19 protein-coding genes are annotated in these 19,744 nt (G+C 34.3%); 9 read left to right on the plus strand and 10 right to left on the minus strand.

The window, feature by feature from the left end:
* Nucleotides 1–2 precede the first annotated feature (2 nt).
* Nucleotides 3–383, plus strand: a complete 381-nt coding sequence (locus JAZ75_RS22870; protein WP_208698763.1) for a (deoxy)nucleoside triphosphate pyrophosphohydrolase — start codon at nucleotides 3–5, stop codon at nucleotides 381–383.
* Complete coding sequence (locus JAZ75_RS22875; RefSeq protein WP_208698765.1) at nucleotides 380–3,529, plus strand: DUF3427 domain-containing protein; 3,150 nt, start codon at nucleotides 380–382, stop codon at nucleotides 3,527–3,529. Before JAZ75_RS22870 ends, JAZ75_RS22875 begins: the two co-directional genes overlap by 4 nt.
* Before the next feature lie 89 nt (nucleotides 3,530–3,618).
* Here the strand turns inward: JAZ75_RS22875 and JAZ75_RS22880 are convergent, their stop codons facing one another.
* The 5 genes from JAZ75_RS22880 to JAZ75_RS22900 form a co-directional block, all read right to left on the minus strand.
* A complete protein-coding gene (locus JAZ75_RS22880) occupies nucleotides 3,619–4,041 on the minus strand; it encodes a hypothetical protein (protein WP_208698767.1) in 423 nt (140 codons plus the stop codon).
* Between the two features lie 13 nt (nucleotides 4,042–4,054).
* A complete protein-coding gene (locus tag JAZ75_RS22885) occupies nucleotides 4,055–4,477 on the minus strand; it encodes a helix-turn-helix domain-containing protein (protein WP_208698769.1) in 423 nt (140 codons plus the stop codon).
* Nucleotide 4,478: 1 nt separating this feature from the next.
* Nucleotides 4,479–5,000: a hypothetical protein gene (locus JAZ75_RS22890; protein WP_208698770.1), complete on the minus strand. Its 522-nt coding sequence runs from the start codon at nucleotides 4,998–5,000 to the stop codon at nucleotides 4,479–4,481.
* Between the two features lie 222 nt (nucleotides 5,001–5,222).
* The gene (locus JAZ75_RS22895; protein ID WP_208702583.1) at nucleotides 5,223–5,594 is read right to left on the minus strand and encodes a macro domain-containing protein; all 372 of its coding nucleotides are present in this window, start codon (nucleotides 5,592–5,594) and stop codon (nucleotides 5,223–5,225) included.
* Nucleotides 5,595–5,822: 228 nt separating this feature from the next.
* Nucleotides 5,823–6,473 carry a hypothetical protein gene (locus JAZ75_RS22900; RefSeq protein ID WP_208698772.1) on the minus strand — a complete coding sequence of 217 codons (651 nt, stop codon included), beginning with the start codon at nucleotides 6,471–6,473 and terminating at the stop codon, nucleotides 5,823–5,825.
* 380 nt (nucleotides 6,474–6,853) lie between these two features.
* On the opposite strand from JAZ75_RS22900, the gene JAZ75_RS22905 reads away from it, so the two are divergent.
* Nucleotides 6,854–8,227 (plus strand): hypothetical protein, encoded by a 1,374-nt coding sequence (locus JAZ75_RS22905; RefSeq protein ID WP_208698774.1) that lies wholly within the window; start codon nucleotides 6,854–6,856, stop codon nucleotides 8,225–8,227.
* Complete coding sequence (locus JAZ75_RS22910; RefSeq protein ID WP_208698776.1) at nucleotides 8,199–9,158, plus strand: hypothetical protein; 960 nt, start codon at nucleotides 8,199–8,201, stop codon at nucleotides 9,156–9,158. The genes JAZ75_RS22905 and JAZ75_RS22910 overlap by 29 nt, the downstream gene beginning before the upstream one ends.
* Before the next feature lie 310 nt (nucleotides 9,159–9,468).
* Here JAZ75_RS22910 and JAZ75_RS22915 read toward each other — a convergent pair whose 3' ends face one another.
* Nucleotides 9,469–9,681: a hypothetical protein gene (locus tag JAZ75_RS22915; protein WP_208698777.1), complete on the minus strand. Its 213-nt coding sequence runs from the start codon at nucleotides 9,679–9,681 to the stop codon at nucleotides 9,469–9,471.
* A gap of 488 nt (nucleotides 9,682–10,169) precedes the next feature.
* On the opposite strand from JAZ75_RS22915, the gene JAZ75_RS22920 reads away from it, so the two are divergent.
* Both JAZ75_RS22920 and JAZ75_RS22925 read left to right on the plus strand, forming a co-directional pair.
* On the plus strand, nucleotides 10,170–10,634 hold the full coding sequence (locus JAZ75_RS22920; RefSeq protein ID WP_232789456.1) for a nuclease-related domain-containing protein: 465 nt from the start codon (nucleotides 10,170–10,172) through the stop codon (nucleotides 10,632–10,634).
* Between the two features lie 502 nt (nucleotides 10,635–11,136).
* On the plus strand, nucleotides 11,137–12,201 hold the full coding sequence (locus JAZ75_RS22925; RefSeq protein WP_208698781.1) for a hypothetical protein: 1,065 nt from the start codon (nucleotides 11,137–11,139) through the stop codon (nucleotides 12,199–12,201).
* 180 nt (nucleotides 12,202–12,381) lie between these two features.
* Here the strand turns inward: JAZ75_RS22925 and JAZ75_RS22930 are convergent, their stop codons facing one another.
* A complete protein-coding gene (locus JAZ75_RS22930; RefSeq protein WP_410528615.1) occupies nucleotides 12,382–12,837 on the minus strand; it encodes a transposase in 456 nt (151 codons plus the stop codon).
* A gap of 87 nt (nucleotides 12,838–12,924) precedes the next feature.
* On the opposite strand from JAZ75_RS22930, the gene JAZ75_RS22935 reads away from it, so the two are divergent.
* Both JAZ75_RS22935 and JAZ75_RS22940 read left to right on the plus strand, forming a co-directional pair.
* Nucleotides 12,925–14,054, plus strand: a protein-coding gene (locus JAZ75_RS22935; protein WP_208702585.1) for an IS3 family transposase whose coding sequence is annotated in 2 segments (ribosomal slippage) — nucleotides 12,925–13,186 and nucleotides 13,186–14,054 — 1,131 coding nt in all. Because the reading frame shifts where the segments join, the coding sequence is not laid out codon by codon here.
* 425 nt (nucleotides 14,055–14,479) lie between these two features.
* Nucleotides 14,480–17,014 carry an AAA domain-containing protein gene (locus JAZ75_RS22940; RefSeq protein WP_208698785.1) on the plus strand — a complete coding sequence of 845 codons (2,535 nt, stop codon included), beginning with the start codon at nucleotides 14,480–14,482 and terminating at the stop codon, nucleotides 17,012–17,014.
* A gap of 559 nt (nucleotides 17,015–17,573) precedes the next feature.
* On the opposite strand, the gene JAZ75_RS22945 is transcribed toward JAZ75_RS22940, so the two are convergent.
* The 3 genes from JAZ75_RS22945 to JAZ75_RS22955 all read right to left on the minus strand — a co-directional run bounded on the left by JAZ75_RS22945 (nucleotide 17,574) and on the right by JAZ75_RS22955 (nucleotide 18,856).
* The gene (locus JAZ75_RS22945; protein ID WP_208698788.1) at nucleotides 17,574–17,741 is read right to left on the minus strand and encodes a hypothetical protein; all 168 of its coding nucleotides are present in this window, start codon (nucleotides 17,739–17,741) and stop codon (nucleotides 17,574–17,576) included.
* A gap of 254 nt (nucleotides 17,742–17,995) precedes the next feature.
* Complete coding sequence (locus JAZ75_RS22950) at nucleotides 17,996–18,172, minus strand: hypothetical protein (protein WP_208698790.1); 177 nt, start codon at nucleotides 18,170–18,172, stop codon at nucleotides 17,996–17,998.
* Between the two features lie 141 nt (nucleotides 18,173–18,313).
* The gene (locus JAZ75_RS22955) at nucleotides 18,314–18,856 is read right to left on the minus strand and encodes a hypothetical protein (RefSeq protein ID WP_208698792.1); all 543 of its coding nucleotides are present in this window, start codon (nucleotides 18,854–18,856) and stop codon (nucleotides 18,314–18,316) included.
* Between the two features lie 156 nt (nucleotides 18,857–19,012).
* Here JAZ75_RS22955 and JAZ75_RS22960 point away from each other — a divergent pair, with 156 nt between their 5' ends.
* Entirely contained in the window at nucleotides 19,013–19,714 is a 702-nt protein-coding gene (locus JAZ75_RS22960; RefSeq protein ID WP_208698794.1) for a hypothetical protein, read from the plus strand.
* Nucleotides 19,715–19,744 lie beyond the last annotated feature (30 nt).

Below are 19,744 nucleotides of genomic sequence, written 5' to 3' on the forward strand. Positions count from 1 at the left end.
CGATGCTGCAAGTAACCTGTGCTATAATTGAACACAATAATAAAGTGTTGATCTGTCAACGTTCTGCGACGATGAAACTACCAATGAAATGGGAATTTCCGGGAGGCAAGATAGAACAAGATGAGTCAAAAGAAGATTGTTTACAAAGGGAAATTAAAGAAGAACTGGGTATGATCATTACCATTGACCGTGCACTGAAGCCTGTAGAGTATCAATATCCAGATTTTTCCATATGCCTCTATCCTTTTATCTGCAGATGGGAATCTGGCCAAGTAGTGCCCACAGAACATAAACAGGCAATATGGGTAGATGCATCTGAATTATTAAACTACGACTGGGCGGAAGCTGATTTGCCGATAGTACGTGAATATTTGAGCTTATGACTTTTGGAATATACGAATCGCTGATAACACAATCCTTAGCAAATAAATTGAAAGAATTGCCTGAAAAGGAATTCTATATAAACAGAACTTCACTTGATAAGGAAGAGGCGATAAGAACATTGTCAATGCATCTGCAAGAGGTAATTGGTAAGGCTTTTCAATCCATTAAATCAAACAATGATCTTTTACTTGAGAAACAAATTGAGATCAGTAATCGCTTGATCTTGTTCTTACATGCGGAGATCACGCAATACGAATTTGAAGAAGATCTTATCGAAGTGAATGGCGGTATACTCAAAGCTGTTTTTGACAAGATGGATTCGCATTATGCCAATTTGGATCTTAGGCTAAAAGAGATTACGCCCGCTAGTCGGTTGACGCAAAGTGAGCTGTTCACTGGTGGCAATATGGGTCTTTCTTTAGATAGTGAATTGAAAAAAGAAATTCGATCAGCAGACCGCATCGACCTATTAGTTTCCTTTATAAAATGGAAAGCAATCGTGATCTTAAAAGATGCTTTCCAAGAATTCACAGCAAGAGGTGGACAATTACGCATCATTACCACCACTTATATGGGTGCGACTGATGCGAAGGCGATACAAGAATTGTCGCTTTTGCCCAACACGCAGATTAAAGTATCCTACAATACAGGGAATGAACGCTTGCATGCTAAAGCGTATCTTTTTTATCGAAATACTGGTTTTCACACGGGATATATCGGCTCTTCCAATTTTTCGAGATCAGCACTTACGGATGGCCTTGAATGGAATGTTAAGGTAACGACAAAGGAGATACCACATATCATTGATAAATTTCAAAAAACTTTTGAATCTTACTGGGAGAATGCGGAATTTGAACTTTACGATGATCAAAAGCACTTTGTACAATTGGACCGTGCGCTGAAAAGAAATAAGCTGGGTAAATCGGATCAGAATGTCTTCACCCTGTTTGATCTTAAACCTTATCATTATCAAAATGAGATCTTAGAGAAACTAAAGGTTGAGCGTAAAGTACACAATAGGTATCGAAACTTGGTTGTTGCTGCTACGGGAACTGGAAAGACGGTGATCTCAGCATTTGATTTTAAAAATTACTTAAAGGATAACCCACACAGTAATTTTCTGTTTATTGCGCATCGTATCGAAATTTTAACGCATGCTCAAAATACATTTCGTAATGTTTTGGTTGACCCAAACTTTGGAGAACTATTGGGTGGTGGCCTCGAAGTCGCTGACAAGAAAAATGTATTTGCATTAATACAAACTTTAGCAAATAGAATAAAAGAGGGCGATTTTTCTGCAGAGTATTATGATTATGTGATCATGGATGAAGTACACCATGTACAGGCGGATAGTTATCAACAGGTGATCAAATTCTTAAATCCAAAGATAATCCTCGGACTGACGGCTACTCCTGAACGAGCGGACGGGAAAAGTATACTAGGTGATTTTGACCAACATATTGCGGCAGAAATTCGCTTACCTGATGCACTGAATAACAAACTGCTTTGCCCGTTTCAATATTTTGCTGTATCTGATTCAGTAGATTTGGATAACGCGAAATGGATTAAGGGAAAGTATGATACGGGAGATTTGACTCGAATCTATACGCAGAGCGATGATCGGGTAAGAGAAATCTTGCACAACCTAAACAAATACTGCAAAGATATACATGAGGTAAAGGCAATCGGGTTTTGTATCAGTATCGAGCATGCACAATACATGCGTGAGAAATTTATAAGCGCGGGTTTACTTGCTGAATCATTAACGAGTGTAAATACAGACAGGCGTCAGGAAATCATGCATCAGTTTAGAAAAGGTGAGATCAACTACCTCTTTGTGGTGGACATCTTCAATGAAGGCATCGATATCCCTGAAATAGATACGGTAATCTTTTTAAGACCTACGGAAAGCTTAACGATATTCTTACAACAGCTGGGTCGTGGTCTTAGACTACATGATCATAAAGACTCCTTAACTGTGCTGGACTTTGTAGGCAATGCAAATCCTAATTATGACTTTGAGTCTAAGTTTAGAGCCTTAATCGGTAAAACGAATACAACGGTACAGAAGGAAATTGAAAACGATTTTATTCACCTACCCTTAGGATGCTCTATAATTTTGGAGAAAAAGGCGAAGGAAGTCATCTTAACTAACATCCGAAAAGCAACTTCTTTAAATAAGCGAGATCTGGTTAGACGATTAGAAAACTATATCAATCAAACGGAACTTCCGTTGACATTGGAAAACTTTCTGTTTATCAACAATATTTCATTTGAACGTTTGTACCTACGCCATACTTGGACATCGCTATGCGAAGAGGCGCGGATTGTTAAAAATGTAGATCGTACGAATGATAAAAACTATCGTGCGATGCTGTCTAAAAAATGGGCGGCGACAAATTCGCTTTCCTACTTTCGGTTTTTACTCGATTTAGCGGAAAAGGATTTTGTGTTAAACGAACTTTCATTTTCAAAAATCGATACGTTATTCCTGACGATGCTGCACTATGATTTTTGGCAAGATGCTTCAAATGAAATATCGCTGTTCAAATCCATTGCAATAATAGGTAGTAACAAAAGTTATGTAGATGAGATGAAAGTCTATTTAAAAATGCGCATCAACCTGATCGATTTTGAAGAACTTGATTGTACGGAATTGGGATATGAACAACCGCTTAAATTGCATGCTCGATATACGCGCGACCAAATATTAGTTGCTTTTGGACTGAGCACGCTAACAAAGAAAAATCCCAATCGTGAAGGTTCAGCTGAAAACAAAGAACTGAATACCGAGTTGTTATTTATAAACCTACAGAAATCTGAACAGGACTTCTCTCCTACCACGATGTATGAGGATTATGCGATCAATGAAACACTGTTCCATTGGCAATCTCAAAATGAAGCTGGTCCTCATACCACAAAAGGAATAGCTTATATCAATCAAAGGGAACTTAATAAGAAGATATTGCTGTTCGTACGTGAGTCTCCAAAAGATAGTTTGGGTAATACTGCAGGTTATGTATTTGTGGGGCTGGGTAATTTTGTCAAACACGTTGGCTCAAAGCCAATGTCGATCACTTGGAAATTGGAAGAACCGATTCCCGAGTACTTATGGACAGCTTCTGCTAAAATGGCTGTTGGTTGATATTAACATGAAAGGTTAAGGATAATAGCAACAAAATAGGCACAATTTTATTAAGACTGTGCCTTATTTTATTTATAAAAACATAGAAATTATATTTTATATTTCAGAATGTCATTGGGATTGATCACGGGTAAAACAAAACCATTCAAGTTCGTTTCACTCATCTTACCGTATATCAAACCACGCAACGTAGAATAAGAAATTCCGACCAAAGTACCTACGATCTGCTTTGTAAAGACCTTTTTGTGTTCTACTTCCACCAAAAAATCCAACATATTTTCGACTTCAAAGATGAAATCATATAAGTATTCAGCAAATCTTATTTCCTCGCAACTAAAAGACACAAGAAGACTTATTTTAAAAGACTTCTTTTCTAAACTATGCTGAACTGTTTGTGCAACATGCATTTCAAAATCTTTATCTCTTAAATCACAATGATTGTCAAAATATTGATTTTGTGGAGTAATTCTCCTCAAATGAATTTTTTCTGATACAACTTCTCCGCTACCCATTTGCAATTTAAAATTAGGCTGATTTAAATTCTCCAGTGTAAGCTGAGTCCTCAAACACATAATCATCTTCCACTTTAGACATCGATTCACGACGAACATAAGTGGTGAAATAAACATTATGTACCCTAGGTTCTACATGGATAATATCACAATTAAGGGCATTTTCTATAGCTGTTATGGTGCGCATAGTAAATGTATGCTGACCGGATAACCATTTAGATACTTCAGATTTTTGCTTATTCATTAAATCCGCTAAGTCTACTGCCTTCAACTGTTTACTAGTCAAAATTTCTTGAATTTTATTAGCGATAGCTAAATTCTTCTTCACTAGTCTGTCAATTGCATCATCTCCATGCTCCGCTAACCAACTATTGATAATTCCATTATCCGATTTAGCTTTCTCTTCTAAATTAGATTTTCTTCTTGAAATCTTCATATTAATAGTATAGTTTATAGTTTTCTTCAAATTTTATATCCATTAAATCATCTTCCCATTCGATGTCACCGACACGAATACTGTCATCAACTAGTTTAGACAATTTATTTGCCAAAATAAATGGCATTCTAACATTTGCACAATCTTGTACAGCAGCAGCTGTCTTTATACCTCCACTGAACAATAGTACTACGTGATCATTCAATCGATGACAATATAGTCGAAGTGGATTTCCCGTTGTAACATCATCTTCCGCATAAGTTGGCTTCTTATTTATACCTGAAGGCGGAAGAGCACTTGCATAATTCTCCTCTCTAAATAAAGAACGCTGTGCACCATACTTTTCTCCAATTTCTCGAAGCCAAGATAAAATATGATTCAATTTTTCAGTTTCTATCGGTGTAAATTTTTTAATAAAAGCCTCAAACAATGATTCCTCATCTTCTTCTCCATTTATCACTAATGAATAATAAGTGACTTTGTCAAATACGTTAATAAACTTTATAGAGGCAAAATTAGACATAATTAGTTAGTTTTCAAACACAAGTTCACTAATAAATGAACTTTTATGGTTTTTTAACATTTATTTATTGAATTACATATATCAAAGATAAGTAAATATAAAATTTCTAAGTAATCGCATGTGAAACAATAAAGTATTATTGCAAAATATTCATTTTCAGATTAAATCTCCTTTGATAAAGCCTGTCTAAAAGACCGCTAACATGGGTTTAAAACATAGATTTCAACCAGGTTCGTAAATAGCAATATTGATATCAAGATAGTGAAGTGCCTCGATAATCATAGCCTTTACAACATTCCAATCCAATCCACCAAGTCCAGAGCCTAAAGGAGGAATAGCGATACTTTGAATATCCTGTTCTTGTATAGCCTTTTTTAAGGCTACTAATCCATCTTGGATATATGAAATCTCCGATGGAGATCTCCAATGCTGTTTAGTTGGAAAATTGACAATAAATTTTTGATTTATTAAATCGCCTTCCTTCAAAACTAGAATCTTCCCGATACTTAACTCACCTTTTTTACAAGCCTCCTTATATATTTTATAGTTTGTAGGATATCGATTTTTAATGTTGAATATCGGACATGATGAAATTTTTTAACTGCTAAGGGTTCTACCCAAATATCTGAAATAATGTTCACTAATAAAAAGAAACCTTTTTTTTAGGAAATTGAAATGACCCACATAATAACACATTGTGATTAATGACAACAAACCAAAACGGGATGGTATATACCATTTAATATATTTAACGAAAATTTTTAGGAATATGAATTATGTCTTTTCAAGTAAAGAATGTTCGAATTAAACAGTTCAAAAGATCTAAATTTTATAACATCGAATATTTTGTTCTATTTGTTTCATAATATCTTCAACATAAGCACCAGTCTCAGGATGATTTTTATTATCATTGAATTCATACAACCCTACATACTTATTCTTCCATTCAGGTTCAACTTTTTCAAAGAAATTCCAAAAAGCAATAACACCAAAATAGGCACCATCCGACGCATCCTTAACTTTTTTTTCTCTCTCTTCCAAATGTGCTTTAATCTCTTTCTTTTTCCAGCCATTATTAACTTTCAACTCTATCGAAGCTAATAACTTAACCTCGTTTTTGCTCCAAATTGTTATATCAGGTTTAACAAGCTTTTTGCCAGGTACAATACTTTTTTCTGAACAGACTAAAACTTCATAGCGTTGCTCGAAATATACTTTAAAAAATAGCATACAAGTCTGCGTAAAAAAATCTGATGCTGGCGGAGTAATATTAGCCCTCAATAATTCCTTCGTATTGTGCACATTGAAGTACCAAAAAGCTGACATTCTATTATGAATGGCTCGTGTTATTTCAGTCTTATCTAGATCAAACTCGTAGCTTTTATATTTTTCAATCAGCTCGCGTTGAATTTCAAATAATTGTTTGAAATGGTTAGAAAATTTATGATCCAATTCAGTCAAGTTTTGCTTCATCTTTTACAATTTATATTCTAATAATTTTATGTTTTATCCTTTAAACAAAAACAGGTTTATTATTCACTAATATCAAAGTTAGATTATATAAAAATACAGATGAAAAACACAGCTTTAATTATCACACAATTATAAGCAATAAAAATATATTGATTTTACAGAAAACCGTAAAGAAATGAAAACAAATATTCTAATAACGCAAAATGACACTGTAAAATACTGTAAAACAAAACTTAGCAAAAACAAACACCCAATAATAAATAAATTAAAACACTGTAAAACAATGATTTATGAGTTATTTAAAAAATAAATTATAAAAATTATTTAATTCATTTAAAAATATATTACATTTGAACATAACTAATTATCAATACTTTACTATGAAGTATATTTTCTTAAACATTCTTATTCTACTCACTATTTTAGGCTGCAGTAGAAATGATTTACAACTAAAAGATGAATCTAACTTAAGTGACATAGAGCTATTAAAAGCAGATTTTCAATCCGACAGCACCGCTTTTTCAAAATCTGCAAACCGGCCTAAGCTCAATTACAGGCAGTCACTTCAAAGAGTATTATACTGGGAGTATGCTACAAAAAAAGGAAAAAGCACCTATATTCCAATTCAACAATATTTACCTAAAGGAAGTATTACAACTTCGGGTCAAAATTTTCTTCCCCATCGTGCATGGCTGGTAATAGAAAGAGATTCTATTGCCAAAAGCAATAATTATAAAATTTTAACACTAATATCAGATAAAAGTGTTGTTAATTATACGAATTTTGAAGGTATATCGTTGCTTGAAGATTATTTCACTGGAACAAGGATAGATGCAATTAAATATGGCGTAGATGAAAATCCTATATCACAGGAGAAGCGTGCAAAATTATATGCACTCGGAGGATGGGGTTCTGTCTGTTCTCCCGAACCCAATAGTAGCATGAGATGTGGTCCTAATTTATCCTGTGAATATATAAAGATTGCTACTGTATGTCCTGGAATGACGGATACTTATTGTGCTCCTCGCTATGAATGGAATTGTGTAAGAAGACTGGGGCCAATAGATCCAGATAATCCTGATCCTACTGGTCCTCCAGATCCCGGCACTTGGCCAAATCTACCTGGTAATGGAAGTGGAAATTCACCTATTAGCCCTTCTGACAAAGAAATCATTGATGCTCTTGATGGGTACCCTTGTGCTCAAGCAGTATTGGCGAAAATACCTAACTTAGAGAATAAAATTTCCTTGTGGCTGAACAAAATGTTTAAAAATAATGTTGACTATAATATAATATTTAGGGTCAGTACTGCATTAGATAATAATGTTGATGCAGTCTGGAACAATAACAATGCTGTTGGAACAACACAAACCATCAGTTTAAACTCGAAAATGCTTAACACAGCTTCGCAGGAATACATTGCTGCGACTATGTTTCATGAAGTCTTGCATAGCTTTTTATTCAATGAAGAAAATAGACTTAAGCAAGAAGGTAAGCTATCACAATTTGGGATTTTATATCCAGGTTGGTCATCTACGGATATAGGTATGCAAAATAAATATGTGAATGAGCATTCAACTATTGCAACTACTCTACAAGATCTTGCTAATGCAATAAAATCATTTAATCCATCAATGAGCAGTTCACATGCCTTAACCCTTGCTAAAGGAGGTATTGTCTCCAATATGATACAACTGGAACAAGATATTAATCAAAATTATAGACATGGTGGCCTTGGTACAAAATGTAATTAAAAAGACGATTTTCTGGCTTATATTGCCTTTAGTATTTATTCCGATCATTGTGTCTGCGCAAGTAAAATACTATATCATACCTGATAAGACAGATGGTTATATTATAAATCAGTATAAGTTATCGACTGAAAAATTATATGGTATCAAAAAAAATGTGGAACTATTCTGCTTGACTTTCCCCATAATGGATACGATTAGAAATGGTGACTTACAAAATCCAAATATTGAATTTAATATTGTGTTGCTATCTGTTCTGCCCGATTTAACAAGTAACAGTGATTGGACAGAAATTAACATAGATAGTTTGAAAAATGATCTGATAACACATTCGCATCTAAAAAGACTTTTCTCTTTAAATACCTATTCTGAATTTGATAAACAATATGGAGATAAGAACAAGTATTTTGATGAATACCAGATTATAAAAAAAATAGACAAAAAATATTATAAATCTAAGCATTGTCTGTTACAGTTTTTTGCTGTCCGCAATAGACCTTCTGTTTTTCAGAATAGTTTTGGTACCATTAATATTAAACAGGAACCTGTCACAATTCTTGAAATGGAGCATATTTTTAAGAAAACATATCCGAAAGATACTTTTCCACTTTATACAATAGGTGAATCACCATACTCGTATTCATCATTCGATTATTTGAGGGATAGGAAAGAGTATTTATCAAAGGTGATTAAATTAAGTAATAATGATCTTGCCTATCAGTTCTGGACTTATACAAATTGGCATAAACACAGGCATGAATTTGAAATCGACCGTGGTATAGACCGCTTTGTATATCTGCCGGGTAATGGTATTATTGGTGGCTCTTTTGATTTCTATTTCTACTTCCATAGAAAGAAGTTACCGATTCAATACAGTGACTTCGTCCAGAATATAAAGGACGAAAAAGTTATGATGGCCGATCAGTTTAAATAAATATATCCTTCACTTGAAATCTTCTGAGTTTCTAGTGAAGGAAAAAAGATGTATATGAAAATGATCAGTATTATAATTAGTGTTTTCAGATTTTGTGTTCACTGTTAAATTACTTTATATGATTATTTCTTAATGTAGAATGGCGATTTCTCCTATTGTATCTCATTTCGATATATTCGGACAGCTATCCGAAAATACAAAATAGCTAGTATTAAACTGGCTATCTTTTTAAATCAGCATCCCCCCTAAAAACCAATTGATTCCAAAAAACTCTTAGTCTTTTTGTTTTAGGTATAACACGGAACCTTTCTTAAGCTTTACTTTTGACACGCACTAGTTCTTTGATGATTCTTTTAGAACCATCTGGAAACTTTCCGACCACATAGCCGTTCTCAACTATTTGAATAGACACCGCTAAAGCTCTATTTTCTCTATTGGCAACTATTGAAGCTTCTCTAGCTATTTTACTTAATAGTACACGATAAAGTCTTTCATGTGTTCGTTTTAAAACTGCTGATTCCATAAATAACCTCCTATTCTCAAGTATACAAAAAAATAGACATAATAATTGAACTATGTGACACAAATAGCCATTATAACAGCACTTTTTTGAAACGTTGATACTTATTATAGTTTTCTTCAGTTTTATTAACACTAATCTTAAAAGAAAATATAGGTATTCTTAAGCTTACTTTTCTAACAAAAAAGCTCCGATAATAAAACACTGTAGCTAACACATAAGTAATAGGCTGATTTAGTACAACTTAAGTTTATTCTTTTTTTATTTCTAATTTGTAAAACACTAAATGTAAGCTTATCTTCGCAGTAACAGTGCACACCACGCTACCCACAGGAGCAGCGTCGCCAGGCGTTTCTTTTGTTTTATAGACCTTTTTTAAACCACCTAATATGTTTGAAAAGAAAGTTTTTACAATAGATGAATAAGATTTTAAATTTTGACCAATTATACTGCTAATAGTTACAATAGGATTAGTTGTATTTTTGCGTCCAGTGATTAAAGGTTATCTGGGTGAATTGACAATTCGATTTATTCTTTCATTCTTAAACAAGAAAGAATATAAAGTAATCAACAATGTTCGCGTATTTCACAATGGTATAATGGCTCAGATAGACCATCTTATCGTATCTAGATTCGGCTTATTTGTTATTGACACCAAAACCTATAAGGGATGGATATTTGGAAATGAAAATGCTTACCAATGGAAGCAGGTCATATTTAATAATACTTTCCGATTATATAATCCGATACGTCAAAATCTAGGTTATACTAAAGCTTTACAGGCTAACCTAAATGAATATCCAGATCTTGATTATTTTCCAATTGTAGTTTTTACCCACGGATCTAAACTAAAGGTCAATAGCTCCTTCCCCGTTATAAAATATTATAACCTGCTCAAGATTATAAAAAGCGTTAAAGATGAAAATGTAAGCCAGGAGATTAGAGTTAATATATGACTTATTGCTCAAAATAAACTGAGACAGACCTCTTATAACACCAAAAAAGGCAACTGATGAAGACTATATTTCTAAAAATAAAAATATCTGCCCTTATTGTGGTAACAGAATAATTTCAAAAAACGGCAAATATGGAAAATTTCTAGGTTGAGCAGATTACCCAAAATGTACTTATACCAAGAAGATTGGACAGAATAATTAGTGACTTAGTCAATTTTTTTTTGTCTATTTTTATAAAATATTTTTATTAAGGTGAACCAGTAATCAGTTTACTTTCTTAGATCCTTATCCACTGGAAAACGATAAATATACTTTTCACTATCAAATATGAAAATCATCTTTTTTTTATCTAAGTAATATATTTAAAATAAGATTTTATCCAAAAGTCCTAAAATTAAAAACATATCCGCTTGCAACCTAAAAAATAAATTAAATTTTGCTTTCTTATTGTTTTAATAAAATTTTTAATATAAATTTAATTAACCAATATAACCTTATAGCCATGATAAAAAAACTACTAACCATTTTAGCGCTGGGTGTTTGTATGAGTGCAAATGCTCAGAGCGATAGTAAAACTCCTAAAGACAACGATAAAGATATAAAAAACTTCATTGGCAAAATAATAGGAACAAAAACTGAAGTTCCAAAAGCCAGTTTTATTTTTGACATTTCAAAAAGTCCAGAATTAAAATTAAATGTACCAGTACCGTTAAAGAACACCATTTATAATCAATTATACTTTGATGGAAAGGTTGCTTCATCAAATGATTTCACACCATTATTCAAAAGTGGCACATGGCTACCTGATCTAGGAATTAACTTAAACTATACTAAATTTCTTTCCACAACCACAAAGTATTATACCTCGGAAATAGAGGAGCAATATAATGGGGACATTTCAAAAGTACCAATAGATTCTGCATCTCAACTATTTTGGCTTTGGTCCAATATAAAAGCAGGTTACAATTACGCTACTTTGGAGACCTACAATAATAATATTTCATTATTAAATAAGGAGAAATTTTCGAGTAAAAGCTTAAATAGTTTAATAGTAAAAGCTGATATGAATTTTTTCTTTTATCCATCAAAAAGAAAATTAAAATTTCTTTCTTTTAATGGTAAAGTTGGCTATGAATACAAAACTAACGACAACAATTATTCTTCTTTAAGATCGGTAAATATTAAAGAATATAAAACAGTGTCTGATGGCAGTGGTAATACAATGGAAGTATCGTCGGATGCTAAAAAAGTTAAAGAGGGAACACTAATTATTAGAAATACGTCAAGTATTAATTATAATATAATGGCCCTAATTTCAACTTCGAAAAGTTTTTACATCGGATTTAGCACATATGGTAAGCAGACTTTAAGAAAAGATCTAAAATCTTTAGATGCTGGCTTCGGAATTACAGTACCAATAACCAAAAATGACAACACGCTAGCAAGTTTCACATTAAAATATGAAATTCCAGACATCAATGATGACATAAGTGATATTGCAATCAAAGAAAAAGGGATACTTGGTTTTTCTATAGGTCTACCACTTAATGTATTTGGCAGGAACTAACAAATAAAGTGAAACAGTTGATTGACCTTTTGTTTATTCAAAAGCGTACTGAAATCCACTTTAGAATTTGGAAATACCGGTTTGTCTGTATCCAGCCTACGAACAGTCAAACACGTAGTTCGTAGGCTGGATACGTATGTTATAGATAGCCCTTGATTTAACAGTTCTATTCTGGCGGGCTTAAATATGCATGCAGTCCAAAAATACAAAGGGATAAACAGTTTCCAGGGACCTGCTACGCCATTCATTTACTGCTGGAAGAACACTTTCGGTAATACGGGATATTTCAGTGGCAGAGATCTCCATGGCATACATTTCGCGGATAAACTCATTTATTTCAGGTGTGCTCATTCCTTTGGCATACATGCTCAGCACGTGTCCCTCAAGCTGTTCAGTGCAGATGAGTTGTCTCTTAGGTACTACTTTAGGCTCGAACGTTCCCGATCTGTCCCAGCCTGTTTCCAATTCAAAAGTGCCGGTATTGAGACCTCGGACTGCCTTTTTTGTCTTGCCATTTCGACGGTTGCTATTACCCGAAGCGTTCTCTTCGTTCAGGTAGTTCTCCAGCTCGCCCTCCACAATCGATTCCAAAAGATGCTCCATTAACGGCGCTAGAACGCCATCATTGGGAGACAAACTTTTACCTTAGTAAAGACCTTGTAAGTGTCCCAAAAAATCAAACAGCTTAAAACTGCACATAAATGTTTAGATTTAAATAATAAGATGAAAAAGACACGTTTTACAGAAACACAGATTGTAAGAGCTCTCAAAGAGGGAGAAGAAGGTAGAAAGACGGATGATATCTGCCGGGAGCTTGAGATTAGCAAAGCGACCTTTTATAACTGGAAAAGTCGTTACGGTGGCATGGAAGCATCTGATGTCAAGCGCCTGAAGGAACTTGAAGAAGAAAATGCACGCCTAAAAAAGATGTTTGCCGAGCTGAGTATGAACCATGATATCCTAAAAGAAGTCATCACAAAAAAAGGTTGGGGCTCCGGCAACAAAAACAGTTAACTCAGGAAATTGTCCTAGATCACGGTTTGAGTGTCGCCGGAGCCTGTAAATTGACAGGTATGTGCCGTTCACAATATTACTATGTTAGCAAGAAAGACGACAGTGCCGTGATGGCAGCATTAGATGATCTGTCCTCCAAACATCCTGTATATGGATTTCGAAAACTATATGCCTACTTGCGCAGAGAAGGTAAGTCCTGGAACCATAAGAAAGTATACAGGGTATATAAGCTACTCAATATGAATAAGAAGAGACGTGTCAAACGTCGGCTTCCCGTTCGGGAGAAACAACCTTTGGAACAACAGGTCAGCATTAATCAAAAATGGAGCATGGACTTTATGAGCGATAGCTTGGCAAGCGGAAATAGATTTAGAACCTTTAATGTAATGGATGACTGTTCCCGTGAAATATTGTGTATCGAAGTAGCTACCTCTATTTCTTCTGTACGGGTCACCCGGGCACTGGAACAAATCATAGACTGGCGAGGTAAGCCGCTCTGTCTGCGTGTAGATAATGGACCCGAATTCACCAGTCATCATTTTGATCTCTGGTGTAAAAATCAAGGCATCGCGATTCAATTTATTCAGCCCGGCAAGCCTATGCAAAACGGTTATATCGAACGTTTTAATCGAAGTTATCGAAAAGAAATTTTGGATGCTTATTTATTTTTCAACCTGGCAGAAGTCAGAGAACATACCCAAATATGGATGCATGAATATAATAACAACAGGCCTCACGAAGGACTTGGCAATCTTACACCAACGGAATTATCAAAAAATATTAGACACAAACAACAAATAAATAAATTAGTAACGTTAATTAGAAAAGTCCAATTCTAGCTGTAGGAAAAATGGGGTACTTACACCTGATCCTAATTAACTTTTACTGTTTTACTATCCTGCACAAACAAAAAAATAGGACACAATAAAAATAACTTGATAATAATGCTTTTCACTATTCTCATAATCTTCATTTTTTAGGTTAGTTAGTATAAAATGACAGTAAAAATTAAAAAAAGATTCTGTCATCTTAAAAATATATCGTTTAGAAAAGTTGACATTAAAAATTAAAGTATGTTTAATTACATTATAATTGCGATTTTTGAATAACAATCCTTATGAAGAAAAAATTCTTGAAAAGTTAAATTATGTTGAATACTAATATTTGATTTACTTCGTGTCAACTCAAATCGTGGTTACAATAGTATTTTATAAATTAGAACCCAATTTAATAGTGGATGAGGGATAAATCCAACAATACAGTTATGAGAATAGAATCCATTTATATCAATGGATCTGACAAGACGAGTGAAATACAATCTTTTTCATTTGTAGCAGATAAGTGTCTTGTTATTTTTAAAAATAGTAATAAGCAATATAGTTATGAGCGCAGTAAAGTACAAATCGTAAAATCGGCTATACAAAGTAAGCGTGCTGAAGATGTTTTTGTGTATTTAACAGAAATTGCGGCTACGATAGGTATCAAGTTGCAAGAGGGCAAAAACATTCTTGCGGAAAGCTATCATCGCATATCTTTTATCCCTGAGTATACCATACTTTCCAATTATTTGAATGGCAAACAGCCTAATAATGGTCCTGTACCCTCCCCGATCGAAATCTTTCCTTTTGGTTTTAATCTCAGCCAAAAGGAAAGTGTAAACAATGCTTTTACAAATCCACTGAGCGTAATCGAAGGTCCTCCGGGAACAGGAAAAACGCAAACAATTCTTAATATTATAGCCAATGCTGTGATGAACGAGCAAAGTGTAGCGGTGGTATCAAGCAATAATGCGGCAACGAAAAACGTGTATGAGAAACTGGAAAACAATGGTCTTCATTTTTTAGCTGCATTACTGGGAAGTAGTCAAAATAAACGGGAATTTATAGAATCTCAGTTGGAAATACCTGATCTATCGACATACAGATTATCGAATGAAAAGCTATTAGATCTACAGCAGAAAAATAGTAATCTTTTTGCACAGTTAACGGAAAACCTGGCTAAAAAGAATGAACTGGCAACGCTGAAGCTGGAAAAGGAGGGCATAGAAACAGAATATCAACATTTTCTCAATAATGTTCGTACAGCAGCGACTTTTACATTGCGGAGCAATATTTCATCCGATAGACTATTAGTTCTTTGGAATTCTATCGTAAATCAAGAACAATCGGGTAAGCAATTTAGCTGGTGGAAAAAATTGGGTTATTTAATACGATATAGAATCACAAATGCAGATTTTTATAAATGCGCTTACGTTGACATGATCAAGATTGTTCAAGAGGCGTACTATCGTACCAGACTCATAGAATTAGAACTTCGAATAGGCTCCATAGAAAATGTGTTGCACCGATTTTCTTTCGACAGTAAGATGAAAGAATACACCGAGATCTCTATGCGCCTTTTTAAAAGCAAACTGTACAAGAGATACAAGGGGACAGAGCGTACACGATATACAGAATCTGAACTTCGTTCTAGATCGGAGAAGTTCATCAACGATTATCCTGTCATCATGAGCACAACCTACTCTTTGAGACGCTGTTTAGCTGAACAGACTGTCTATGATTTTGTCATTATTGATGAATCCTCGCAGGTAGATCTTGCTACTGGAGTATTGGTGCTATCCTGTGCTAAAAGAGCTGTGATTGTCGGTGATCTCAAGCAGTTGCCCAATGTGGTAGATGATAAGATGGCACAAAAGACGGATGCTGTCTTTCAATCTTTTAAATTACCGGAACAATACCGTTATTCTAATCACAGTTTGCTTTTGTCGATAACAGAGCTTTTTCCAGATGTCCACAAAACGCTTTTAAAGGAGCATTATCGCTGCCATCCAAAAATTATTGATTTTTGTAATAAAAAGTTTTACAACAATCAGCTCATCATACTTTCTGATCCTAAAAGTACGCGTGAGCCACTGCTAGTCTATAAAACTGTAGCGGGTAATCATGCTCGAGAAAGAATGAATCAACGGCAGATCGATGTCATCGCGGAAGAAATAATCCCGCAACTCCAACTCGAGTCAGTAAACCTAGGCATCGTAACACCTTATCGAAAGCAAACAGAGGCACTGCAAAGTGCTTTTGAAAGTGAAATGATAAAGGCCGATACAGTAGACAAATTTCAAGGCAGGGAAAATGATGTCATTATCATCTCTACTGTGGATAATGAAATAACTGAATTCACTGACAATGCCAACCGGATGAACGTCGCTATTTCACGGGCTATTGACCAGCTTATCGTACTGGTACATGGAAACGAAAGTGAAAAAGACTCTAATATTTCGGATCTGTTGCGCTATATTGAATACAATAATTTCGTAACAGTAAACAGCAGTTTGCATTCGATATTCGACTACCTGTACAAAGGATATGAAGAGAAAAGAAAAAAAATCTTGTCGCAAAAGAACATAAAATCTGTATTTGATAGTGAAAATCTGATGTATACTCTAGTTAGGGATATTCTCTCTCAGGACAGATTTTCAAAATATGATGTGATCTTGCATTTCCCGTTAAGAAGTCTAATCATGGATTTCTCGCTTTTGACGGATGATGAAGCAAAATATGCCGGTCACCATTTAACACATGTGGATTTTCTGATCTACAATAGCCTTGGAAAAAAGCCAGTCTTGGCCATAGAGGTCGATGGTTATGCATACCACAGCAATGAAGAGAAGCAAATGAGGCGTGATAATATGAAAAACATAATCCTAAAAAAGTATAATCTACCGCTATTGCGTTTTTCGACGACAGGAAGTGGTGAACGTGAACAACTAGTACAAAAACTGAGCGATATAACGAAATAAGGGTATGTTCCTAAGAGATTCGCTATGGGTGAAGCTATCAAGACACGAAGACTAGTAACAACTGTTGAAAAGGCTATCTTGTAGTTTTACAAAATTAGAAGCCTCAACAACAGGTGCCAATACCAGAATTCATACAAAGGAAATCATACCTATAATTCCCTTTTATAATTTTTGCGGTCTTGGGTTTTCTTTATCACCATCATTAGGAACGCCATCATCTGTTGTTTGCATCATTGTCGGATTTCCTTGCGTTGGTTGCGAACTAGAAGGTTGACCAATTCCGAATAAAAAATATAAAATTAAACTCCAAATAATTTAAAAAATTAAAATGTAAATATTTGTTAGCTCCATATGCTCGGACATAAGATTGCTACATGTGCTTTCAGAAATTCTTCTGAATTTTTCAAAAAATAGAAGTGTCACTATCGTTAATCCCTCCCAATTTGGCTAATCGCTATCGTGAATTTTTCTAAACATCAAATCTATTTATTCTCACCAACTACTTGATCTATTATCTGATTTGGAAAACAAAAGTTGTCTTCACCAACTCCTTAAAGTATTATGGCCGAGTGGGTAATGGTGGTACTGTACTTCCCTTATCCCCACCATCACCATCATTAGGATCTCCATCATCTGCTGTTTGAATCGTTGCCGGATTTCCTTGTGTTGGTTGCGAACTAGAAGGTTGGCCAATTCCGAATAAAAAATATAAAATTAAACTCCACATAATTTAAAAATTAAAATGTAAATATTTGGTAGATCCATATGCTCCGTACATAGGATTGCTACATGTGCTTTCAGAAGTCCTACTGAATTTTTCGAGAAGTAAAAGTGTCACTCAAGTTACTCTTTGCTCCTTACCAATTTGGCTAATCACTACCGTAAATTTTTCTCAATTTCAAATCTATTTATTTTCACCAACGACTTGATCTATTATCTGATTTAGAAAACCAAAGTTGTTTTCGCCGACTCCTTTAAGTATTATGGTCGCCTATGTTTTGGTGGAACTGTATTACCTTTATCTCCCCCGTCACCATCGTTAGGATCATTAGGATCACCGTCATCTGTTGATTGCATCATTGTCGGATTTCCTTGCTTTGGTTGCGAACTAGAAGGTTGACCAATTCCGAATAAAAAATATAAAATTAAACTCCACATAATTTAAAAATTAAAATGTAAATATTTGTTAGCTACATATGCTCCTTGCATAGGATTATTCAATCGATATCCATTAAATTCTAGGATATGCGAATCGATAGATAAGGCTTCCTTATAACGTTTAAATGCTTAGATCAAAACTTACATGACTTCATTAGGATCTCCAAATAAAAGACCAATGATAACAAAAAACCATAAAATCCCTCCCGCAATTAATAAGATTAACTGTTTCGCCGAAAAAGATGACTGGTATCCACAGTTGAAACTGCTATCTTGAAATTTCGCAAAATTGGAAGCCTCAACAACAGGTACCAACACAAAAAAAAATATAATGGAAATAAAGCCATACGGATCTGGAAATATTGACGCAATATTGCTAAAAATAACTACAAATAGAATTAATAACGGATCGTAGGTTTTTGTGTACCCCAAGGATTTGGCATAATCTAGAATCCTTTGAGCAAGAGAATAAATAAAGAATACTGAAAATATTGCCCGTACGGCAGGATAGATATCAAGATATTCTTTTTCCCGGAAAAAACGCCATTCTTTGTACATCCACCAAACGGTATAAAGGCCAAAAGTGGCAATACTGAGTAACATATACTGCGTGATGGTCACTAATTTTTGATCTTCTATCGGATAGTTCAATGACAGGCTTTCATTTTCTAAATTTTCATTCATATTGTCTATAAGTCTGGTTAATTATTTTAAACCGTAAATATAATTAATATTTATGATGATGAAATAACATAAAATAAGTTGACAAGAAAGGATGCCATTGTTAAACAGGACTCTTTCTTTTCAGGGTCTCTAACAATTGTTTATCTTGGCTACGAAATGAAAAAAAACAAATTTTGGAATTGGAAAAGCATTCTGTGTTTCATAGTTCTAGGTGCTATAATTTACCATAGTTATTTTAGAGAGGAAAATAAATATTATCAAGTACAACACAGTGAAATCAAAGATTGGGAAAAGGGTAAGCGGGGAGATTGGTCGAATAAAGATAGCTCAGTGCTCGTTTATAGCCTTTTTAAAGATCTTAGATTTATGAATGATTATCTCATGTATTCTTGTATTGAAGTAAGAAATAAACAAGATACCCTATTTTATATCCGAGAAATGCATTATGGTATTGATGAGGTTTTGACAGGCGACAGCTTAATGATCGCCCATCAAAATAATCAAAGTATTCATGGCTGGTGGAAAATAACACCCGGGTTACAGCACCGATTAGATGGTGATAGTCTAGAATGGAGTCAAACTTTAAAGGAAAGGAAAGATATTGCAGCGCAACTGGGCAATGCCAGTAAGTTGAAACATGCGGTCTATAAACTGGAAAAATCTGGCCTAGTAAAAGTCTTTAATAGTGATAATCCTTTAAACCGTCAGAACAAGAAATCTTACGATAACGAGGGAATATACTATGTTAGTCCATTTAGCTTTGCTCCTGTGAGCTTGTACAAGCTAGATTCGATCAGCAAGCTGTTATTAACGGATAATCCACCAAAGACTTTAAAAGCTATCGCGATTCTGGATTAGCATTCGCTATTTTATTTACAAATTGAAGCA

Source organism: Sphingobacterium sp. UDSM-2020, assembly GCF_016132525.1.
GTDB lineage: Bacteria > Bacteroidota > Bacteroidia > Sphingobacteriales > Sphingobacteriaceae > Sphingobacterium > Sphingobacterium anhuiense.